Raw genomic sequence first — 1818 nt, 5'->3', positions numbered from 1 at the left:
TCTTCCAGAAGGCAGCCGATGCGGGGCTCCCCGCAGGCAAGCTCAATCTTGGCTTGCTGCTGGCAAAAGGCCAGGGCGTATCCGCCGACACAGAAAAGGGTCTGACCCTCGTTCAAGAAGTCGCCGACACGGGTAACGCAGGCGCTCTTTACCAGCTTGGCGACCTTTACAGCCGTGGCGGACCGGTTCCCGTCGATGGAACCAAGGCCATCGATCTCCTGCAGCAGTCCGCAGACGCCGGAAACCCCGGAGCCTATGTCCGCCTCGGCGAGCTCTATCGCGACGGTACCGTGGTGCCTGCCGATGGCGCAAAGGCAGCTGAACTCTTCCAGAAGGCAGCCGATGCGGGATCAAGGCAATCACTCGTCAATCTTGCAGACGCTGCGCTTCAGGGCATAGGCCAACCGCGTGACGCCGGCAAGGCAGTTGCCTTACTAGAAAAAGGTATTTCCGAAGGAGATTTGGGAGCAGCTTTAAAGCTCGCCGATATCCTATACAACGGTGAATATCTAGTAGCGGATAAAAATCGAGCACTGCAACTTTACGAGCAAGCAGCCGCTCAAGGCAACGTAACGGCCCGGTATCAACTCGCAATAATTTACCGTGATGGCGGAGTTGGCGTTCTCAAAAATCCTAAGCGAGCGATTAATTTACTTGAGGAAAATTCCAAATCTGGTCATGCTCAAAGTCTTTTGACCCTTGCTGACGGACATATCAACAATAGATTTGGCGTGCTATCAGATGAGAAGATTGGCATTGCATCTCTCCGAAAAGCAGAGACTCTAGGAATCGAGGGCGCAGCGCCGGCCTTGGCAAATGCCTATCTTTATGGCCAAGGAGGCCTTCCCAAATCACCTCAGAAAGCTCTGAAGACTTTGGCTGCTGCGGCTGATGCTGGCAACCGACAGGCCGCACGCGCTCTGGTCGCGATTTACAGGAATGGGCGCAGTGATTTAGTTCCCAAAGCGCCTAAAATGGCGGCTCGCTTGCTAGATCGCTATGCCGCACTCTATGATCCAAACGGTCTACTACAGGAAAAGCTTCTGATAACGGCTGCAATGGCAACTAGCCCCGCAGACTATCATGAAGTATCTCGCTTGGTCTGGGACGCTCCTAGTGCTCTACAGTCCGGCATTTTGAACGGGATGCGCTGGGCCAATGAGAACGCCTTCGTTTACGTACTTCAGGACAAAATGAAAGCAAGCGGCCTCTACAAAGGCCCCCTTAATGGTCTATTGACTACAGCGACGATTAGGTCTTTGGCCAGTCTTTGTGATCAAGGTCCGGCTGGTGATCGCTGCCGGCAAGGCCCGCTAAGCAGTGGTGCAGTTAGAGTACTAGCAATTCAGGCACAGACGACAGGTATGTAATTCTGGCACCGATAAGGATACCTATATAGACTAGAAAGATCGCCGAAGAGGCTCACTCTTCGGCGATTGACGTGATCATAGAGAGAGGAATGGCTGAAAGCCATTAAGGGCCCATCATCCTGCCATAATGGGTTTGAATATATCGCAATAGGCAGCTTACGCCTGAGAGGAGCTATACAGGTTCCTTTCTGTGCGTTTATTTCGCTAGAAGGAAAGACGGCGCCGCCGCTATACTGAAGACCGAGTACTCGCAAAACTTAGAAGATATTTTCCATATTCGCTTTTACCGAGCTTCTTTCCGAGTGTTTCCAGTTGGTTGCAATCGATGAAGCCGTTACGGAAGGCGATCTCCTCGGGGCAGGCGATCTTGATGCCTTGGCGGCGTTGCAGGGTGCCGACGAAGTCGCCGGCTTCGAGCAGGCTGTCGGGGGTGCCGGTGTCGAGCCAA

Annotated in this window: 1 protein-coding gene and 1 pseudogene; one reads left to right on the top strand and one right to left on the bottom strand. The window is 53.4% G+C overall.

Translation table 11 applies throughout. The annotated features are described in order from the left end of the window. Positions 1-1370 (top strand): tetratricopeptide repeat protein (locus QQZ18_RS11400; RefSeq protein ID WP_284541040.1); only part of this gene is annotated, 1370 nt, incomplete at its 5' end. Positions 1371-1598: 228 nt separating this feature from the next. Here the strand turns inward: QQZ18_RS11400 and QQZ18_RS11395 are convergent. Beyond that, positions 1599-1818 (bottom strand): annotated as a pseudogene (locus QQZ18_RS11395) (glucose-1-phosphate thymidylyltransferase RfbA); the annotation flags it as partial.

This window comes from Pleomorphomonas sp. T1.2MG-36, assembly GCF_950100655.1.
Taxonomy (GTDB): Bacteria; Pseudomonadota; Alphaproteobacteria; order Rhizobiales; family Pleomorphomonadaceae; genus Pleomorphomonas.
The sequence above is the reverse complement of the archived record's forward strand: the minus strand, read 5'-3'. Positions and strand labels throughout refer to the sequence as shown.